The 6,335-nt window shown below is 68.7% G+C and carries 7 protein-coding genes; 3 read left to right on the top strand and 4 right to left on the bottom strand.

Features of this window, described 5'->3' with window-relative positions; genetic code table 11:
* Positions 1-68: 68 nt before the first annotated feature.
* Positions 69-1,625, bottom strand: coding sequence for a penicillin-binding transpeptidase domain-containing protein (locus UK23_RS47440; protein WP_045318451.1), 1,557 nt, complete (start codon positions 1,623-1,625; stop codon positions 69-71).
* A 79-nt stretch (positions 1,626-1,704) separates the two neighbouring features.
* A complete protein-coding gene (locus UK23_RS47435; RefSeq protein WP_082115553.1) occupies positions 1,705-2,445 on the bottom strand; it encodes an SIS domain-containing protein in 741 nt (246 codons plus the stop codon).
* Between the two features lie 95 nt (positions 2,446-2,540).
* On the opposite strand from UK23_RS47435, the gene UK23_RS47430 reads away from it, so the two are divergent.
* Positions 2,541-2,723, top strand: a complete 183-nt coding sequence (locus UK23_RS47430) for a hypothetical protein (protein WP_045318450.1) — start codon at positions 2,541-2,543, stop codon at positions 2,721-2,723.
* Between the two features lie 52 nt (positions 2,724-2,775).
* On the top strand, positions 2,776-3,969 hold the full coding sequence (locus UK23_RS47425; RefSeq protein WP_196778197.1) for an FAD-dependent monooxygenase: 1,194 nt from the start codon (positions 2,776-2,778) through the stop codon (positions 3,967-3,969).
* Here the strand turns inward: UK23_RS47425 and UK23_RS47420 are convergent.
* The gene (locus tag UK23_RS47420; protein ID WP_045318448.1) at positions 3,958-4,905 is read right to left on the bottom strand and encodes a helix-turn-helix domain-containing protein; all 948 of its coding nucleotides are present in this window, start codon (positions 4,903-4,905) and stop codon (positions 3,958-3,960) included. The genes UK23_RS47425 and UK23_RS47420 overlap by 12 nt on opposite strands.
* A 215-nt stretch (positions 4,906-5,120) precedes the next feature.
* On the opposite strand from UK23_RS47420, the gene UK23_RS47415 reads away from it, so the two are divergent.
* Complete coding sequence (locus tag UK23_RS47415) at positions 5,121-5,726, top strand: C39 family peptidase (protein WP_045318447.1); 606 nt, start codon at positions 5,121-5,123, stop codon at positions 5,724-5,726.
* Here the strand turns inward: UK23_RS47415 and UK23_RS47410 are convergent.
* On the bottom strand, positions 5,701-6,335 hold a 635-nt coding region (locus UK23_RS47410), incomplete at its 5' end, for a nucleotidyltransferase family protein (protein ID WP_330770662.1). The two genes, UK23_RS47415 and UK23_RS47410, sit on opposite strands and share 26 nt — an antisense overlap.

Below are 6,335 nucleotides of genomic sequence, written 5' to 3'. Positions count from 1 at the left end.
AGACGCCTCGGCTGCGCCGTCGGTACTGCTCGCCTACGGCATCGCTTGGGCGCCGTTGGGTGCTGGGCTTAGCCCTTTAGGAAGGCTGCGGTTGCTGTTAGGGCGCTTTGGGATGAGCCCGCGTTTTCCACCAGGACCGCGAAGGCCACGTTGCCCTGGTAGCCCACGAACCAGCCGTGTGCGGTGCCGCCGCCTGCTTCTGCGGTTCCCGTTTTGCCGTACAGGTTTGGGATTCCGGCCAGTTGCTTGGCGGTTCCCGAGGTGACTACCTCGCGCATCATGTTGCGCAGCGGTGGGAGCAGAGCCGGTGGCGGTGGGGCGGCCACGTCGTTGGCCGTGGCGGGCTTGCCTCGCATGAGGGTTGGGGTTGGGGTTCTGCCTGAGGCGGCGGTTGCGGCTACCAGGGCCATGCCGAAGGGGCTGGCTACCACGGTGCCTTGGCCGAAGCTGTTCTCCACCAGTTGGGTGCCGGAATCCGCTGGGACCTTGCCCGTGTTGGTGTCGACGCCCGGGATTGTCCAGTCGGCGCCCAGGCCGAAGCGTTTGGCCATGTCCGGGAGGGCGTTCGGTTGCAGTTGGGAGCCGAACTGGGCGAACGTTGTGTTGCAGGAGTAGGCGAAGGCGGTGTGGAACGGGAGGGAGTCGTAGCCGAAGTCCGCGTTCTTGATGGTGCGTTGGCCGATGGTCGTGCTGGCCGGGCAGGGGACTGCGGCGTTCGGTTGCGTCAGGCCCGCGTTCAGGATGGCGGCGCCCGTTACGATTTTCATCGTTGAGCCTGGGGCGTAGCGGCCCACGAACGGGTTGGTGCCGGAGAGGGTCTTGTTCTGGGCCACGGCCAGGATTTCGGTGGTGCTGGTGTCGACGGCGACGATGGCTGCGCCTTGCGGGAGGGCGTCCACTGCTGCTTGGGCTGCCGCCTGGCGGGCCGGGTCGATGGTGACCGTGATCTTTTCGCCTGCCACGGGCTTTTTGCCGTCGAGGGCGGTGAAGGTGCTGCCGGTGGCGATGCCCACTTCCCAGCCGTCGGTGCCTTTGAGGTCGCCTGTTTGGCCGGTGATGGCCTTGTAGATGCCGTCCGGGATGGTGCTCGCTACCAAGGGGTTGCCGTCTCGGCCCAGCAGGGCGCCGTCGGCTAGGGCCTTGCGGTAGGTGAGGGAGGCGCCTTCGGTCAGTTGCGGGTGGATGATCGCCGGGGTCCAGTGGACCTTCCAGCTGCTGGCCGACTTCTGCATCGGGATCTTGATGTCGTACTTCAGCAGGGCTGAGTTCGGCATCGTCCAGGTCACGGAGGCGGCGATCTCCGTGGCGGTGGCGTCCTCCGGCAGTGGTGGTGAGGTGGCCAGGCGGGCTTGGTAGGCCGAGTCGGCCATGCCGGTTTTGGTGGCGCTCAGGGCTTTTGCCGCTGCGTCCGGGGCGTCGGTCAGCTGGGCTGCCGGGGTGGCGTCCGCGCTGAAGAGTTTGTTGACGAAGGACTGGGCCACGTCACCTGGGCGTTCGGCCGGTGGGGCCTTCGTTTCCGAGGTGGCCGGGTCTGAGTTCCAGAGCAGGGCGCCCGCCACGCCGATCACGGTGGCGGTGGCGAGGGCGCCGCTGATCAGGATCCATCTGCGGGTTTTCGGTTCCACGGTTGAGTTCCCCCCAGGTAAGTGCTTTCCCCGGTGGGAGACTAACCGCGGATGGCTGAGAAACCCTGAGGATTTCTACCTATCCGAGCTGCGGGACGCGGGTTTGGTAGTGCTTGAGCAGGTCGGCGTTGGCCGCGTCGCCGCCTTCGACGTTCGCGCTGCGCCAGAGCGGCAGTTGCACGCCGGTCTCGGTGGCCTTGTCGATCAGGCGGACCATCAGCAGGTTCCAGAGGAACGTGGTGGCGACGGTCGAGATGGCGGCGGTGACCGGGGCGTCGACCGGGTAGGTGGAGTCGCCGGGCGGGACGAGGTTGTCCAGGACGACGGTGGCGACTTCGGCCAGGGTGACGCCGGCTCGGCGCGGGGCTTGGGAGCTGGAGCTGACCGAGGTGACGGCTACTACCGGGCAGCCCGCGTCGGCGGCTTCCTGGGCCAGTTCCACCGGGTAGTAGTTGACGCCCGAGGTGGAGAAGACGAAGAGGACGTCGTGCGGGGCGAGGCCTGCTTCGCGGAGGACTTCGCCTGCCAGGCCGCTGCGGCGTTCGGCCGAGGTGCTGCTGATGGCGCCGTGCATCGGGAGCAGTTCCGGGTGGTAGATCGGGCGGACGCAGGCAAGGCCACCTGCGCGGTAGAAGGTTTCGGCGACCGCTGCCAGGGAGTGGCCGGCGCCCGCGGTGAGGAGCAGGCCGTCCGCCTGCACTGCGGCCAGCACGAGCTCGGCCACGTCGTCGAGCGCGGCGGCGTTGTGCTGTTCGACGCGCGTCAGGTGCGTGCGCACGAGGTTGCCGTAGTCGGAGCCGGTCACGGTGTCGGTCGTCATGCGGGTCAGTAGTACCGGATCGCAGGTGACCTCACCAGTAACCCGAGCACCACAAACCTCGATACGCGCGATAACGGGACTCGTGTGGGCAGGGGGTGGGTTGGATCAGGCGGTACTTCTACTTCTGGGTCGTGGTGGCGGCGGTCTTCACGGCTGCCGGGGCGACGAACATCGCGCTGGCGATCACCTACTCCGAGCTGTGGCCGGTGTGGGTGGCGTTGGCGCTGCTCGTGGTGGCTGGTGGTTGTGCGCGCGCGGCGGTGCGGGCGCGGCCGTGAGGCTCCGTACACTCCGGACCGTTGTCCGGCTGAGCGATTATTGGGGGTCGCGGTGAGCGGTAACAGTGTTTTGATCGCGGGGGCGAGCATTGCCGGGCCCGCGCTGGCGCACTGGTTGTGGCGGCGCGGTGCCGAGGTGACCGTGGTGGAACGGGCTGCCGGGTTGCGTCCCGGTGGTCAGGCGGTGGACGCGCGCGGGGTGGCCAGGGAGGTCATCCGGCGGATGGGGCTGGACGCGGAGGTGCGCGCGGCCTGTACGGACACGGCCGGCGCGCACACCGTGGACGTCGACGGGAACGTGGTGCAGACGTTCAGCGCCGAAGACGACGGCGGTGACGGTTTCATCGCGGAGATCGAGATCCTCCGCGGAGACCTGGCTCAGGTGCTCTACGACGACACCCGCGACGGTGTCGAGTACGTGTTCAACGACCGGATCGCCGAGCTCACGCAGGACGCGGACGGGGTCGACGTGACCTTCGCGAGCGGTGAGCGGCGGCGGTTCGACCTGGTGGTCGGGGCCGACGGGCTGCACTCGTCGTTGCGCGGGATGGTGTTCGGGCCGCGTGAGCAGTTCATCCACCACCTCGGGATGGTGCTGGCCTTCTACAGCGTGCCCAACGAGTTCGGGCTCGACCGCTGGTTCCTCGACTACCAGGACCCGGTGACCGCGCGGTCCGCCGGGCTGCGGCCGATCCAGGACGCCACGCAGGCGATGGCCCTGTTCTCCTTCCCCGCGAAGGAGTTCGACATCGACCACCGCGACATCGAGGCGCAGAAGCAGTTGCTGCGCGCGAAGATGGACGGTTTCGGCTGGCTGACGCCGCGCATCCTCGCGCACCTCGACGACACGCCGGACTTCTACCTCGACCAGGTCGCCCAGGTGAAGATGGACCGCTGGTCCTCCGGACGGGTCGGGCTGATCGGCGACGCGGCGTTCTGCGCGTCGCCGATGTCCGGGGCGGGCACCGGACTGGCCCTGGTCGGCGCGTACCTGCTCGCCGGAGAGCTGGCCGCCGCCAAGTGGGACCCGGAAGCCGGGTTCGCCGCGTACGAGGAGCGGATGCGGCAGTTCGTCGCGGACAACCAGGAGATCGGCCGGCTGCACGCGCAGAGTCGTGCGGTGCCCCAGGCCGAGATCGAGCCGGGTCCCGAACCCGACATGGACGCGCTCATGGCGCTGGTGGACCGTGCGATCAACGGTCTCGAGCTGCCCGACTACGCCGACGTGCCCGACTCACGCCAGTAGTTCCACGCCGAGCGCCGAAGCGGTGTGGAGCACGGAGTTGCGGTGGCGTTGAGCCACGGCCAGGCCCGCGTCCCTCAGCACGGAGGCGTGGGCGCTGGCCGAGGCCGCCGAGATGCCGAGTCTGCGCGCCAGTTCGGTGGTGGTGCAGCCGCCCGCGATGACTTCGAGGGCGGCCGCGCGGGTGCGTCCGAGCAGGGCTTCCAGCGAGCGTTTCCCGGTGGTGGCGACGTGCAGGTCCCGGGCGATCGGGTAGACGAGGACCGGCGGGTGGCGCTGGTCGCGGAGCATGATCGGGCGTTCCCAGCAGAAGTACGACGGGACCAGCACCAGGCCCTGGCCGTGCAGGTGGACGTCGCGTTGCGGGAAGCGGGACTCGATCCGCAGCACGGGCGAGACCCAGGAGATGGTCGGGTGCAGGGCCGAGAGCATGCCCTCGCCGCCGCCGTCCAGAAAGGAACGTGCCCGCACCGCGCGGTCGGCGTCGACTCCCGCTCTGATCTCGTCCCAGAACGGAGCCAGCGCGTGGCGGTGGTAGGCGCGCAAGGCCTCGCCGAGGGAGTCCAAAGTGGCCACGTCGCCGCTGGCCAGCAGGTGGGTGCGCGGGTCTCGGTGCGGGCCGTCCAGTTGGGCGAGGTCGGCGCGTAATGACTCGACGGGTGTGCTGAGCACGGCGTCGATGCCCGCGTCGATGGCACAGGAACCCGCGGTGGGAGTCAGGAAGTCGGGGGAGTAGCCGACAGGCGGCGCGAGCTGCATGAGCCAGCGGGCGTCGTCCGGCAGCGTCGTGCGCACGTTCGCGCGCCACGCGCCGAACACCGGGGTCGCCGAACGCTGCCGCAGCACGTGCAGGCTCAGCAGGATCTCCCACATCGGGTCGGGACCAGGGGCGATCCGCACCCTCACCAGGTCCTCCGCCGTGAAGTGGACACGCAGCACGGCAAGCAGAGTGGCACAGCGTCTCAGGCCTTGTACCGGATTCGAGACGACTCAGCCGAACGGTCCAAACCACCCCACTCTGCGTGGGCGTGAGTACTCTTACCTGGCTTTTTAGGACTTGGCCGAATGTGGTGGCGAGCCTTTACCGCGAGCCGACAAGCTTTCGCCGAGCGCCGCGCCAGGGGTTCGGCGCCTCCACTGAGGGGATCTGAAAGATGAAGCTTGCGAAGATCACCGGGGCGGTCGCCGCGGTCGGCGTCGCGATGACCATCCTGACCGCGCCGGCCATCGCCGCGCCCGGCGAGAACGTCATCCCGGCCGCCGCCGAGCTCGGCATCCAGGGTGAAGGCGTGCTGCCGCACCAGTTCCAGGTCCAGAAGACCGGTTACTGGTGCTCAGCTGCCGCCGCCCGCATCGCCCTGACCGCGCGAGGCAAGTACATCGAGCAGTCCACGCTGGCCTCGTTCATGAAGGTCACGACCAACGGCCTGCCGAACATCAAGAACCTCGAGAACGCCCTCGACCACTACACCGGCTCGACCTACTACCAGGTCAAGCAGTGGTCGACGGACGCGCAGCTGCTGACCAAGCTCAAGGCCGACGTCGTCTACAACGCGAACCGCGGCCACGCCGTCGTCATCAACGTGATCCGCCTGAACGGCCGCAACTACTCCGGCGGCCACTACGCGACGATCGTCGGCTACCGCGCCGGCGGCAACGAGTTCGCCGTGTCCGACCCGGCCTACTCGGGTGGCGGGCTCGCGTGGCTGAGCGCGTCCAACGTGTCGTCGGGCATCAAGCTTCGCCGGTACGTCGCTTAAGGTCCTCGGGCTTGTCGACGTCCGCACTGTCCGCCACGTCAGCGCATTCGACGTGGCGGACGGTGCTGGCTTTGAGGTAGTCCCGCGCGCCTTGGTCGCCTGCTGCCGAGGCCATCACGCCCGCGAAGTGGTCGCTGCCGATCAGTACCGGGTGGCCGATTTCGCCGTGGTAGACCGCGCGGGCGAGGACTTCCGGTTCGGCGAGAGCCATGAGGCGGTGGAGCGCTTCGACGGTGACCCCGGGGGTGTCCACGGGGAGCACGACAACCGCTTCGACGATGCCGATGGCGTGCAGTCCGGTTCGCAGCGACGAGCCCATTCCGGTGTCCCAGTGCGGGTTGTCGACGACGGTGACGCCGTCCAAAGAGGCCGCTGCGCGCACTTCGTCCGCTTTGGCGCCGAGGACGACGACCACTGGATCGCAGCCGGCGGACTTGAGGAGTTCGGCCGCTCTGTCGACGAAGAGCTTGCCGTCCAACGGGACAAGGGCCTTGGGGGTGCCGAACCGGCGGCCGGCCCCCGCAGCTAGCAGGAGGCCGGCCACGCGCATGGCTTCAACCTTAGTGGCGCGACCCGGAACGTTGGCGGGTGATTCACGCTCAGTGGGAC

It is taken from the genome of Lentzea aerocolonigenes, assembly GCF_000955955.1.
Taxonomy (GTDB): Bacteria; Actinomycetota; Actinomycetes; order Mycobacteriales; family Pseudonocardiaceae; genus Lentzea; species Lentzea aerocolonigenes_A.
This window is presented reverse-complemented; position numbering and strand designations above follow the sequence as displayed.

Bases quoted from the DNA above. Each gene is read 5' to 3' on its own strand.
- UK23_RS47435 (WP_082115553.1), bottom strand. From the start codon at position 2,445: ATGACGACCGACACCGTGACCGGCTCCGACTACGGCAACCTCGTGCGC.
- UK23_RS47415 (WP_045318447.1), top strand. From the start codon at position 5,121: ATGAAGCTTGCGAAGATCACCGGGGCGGTCGCCGCGGTCGGCGTCGCG.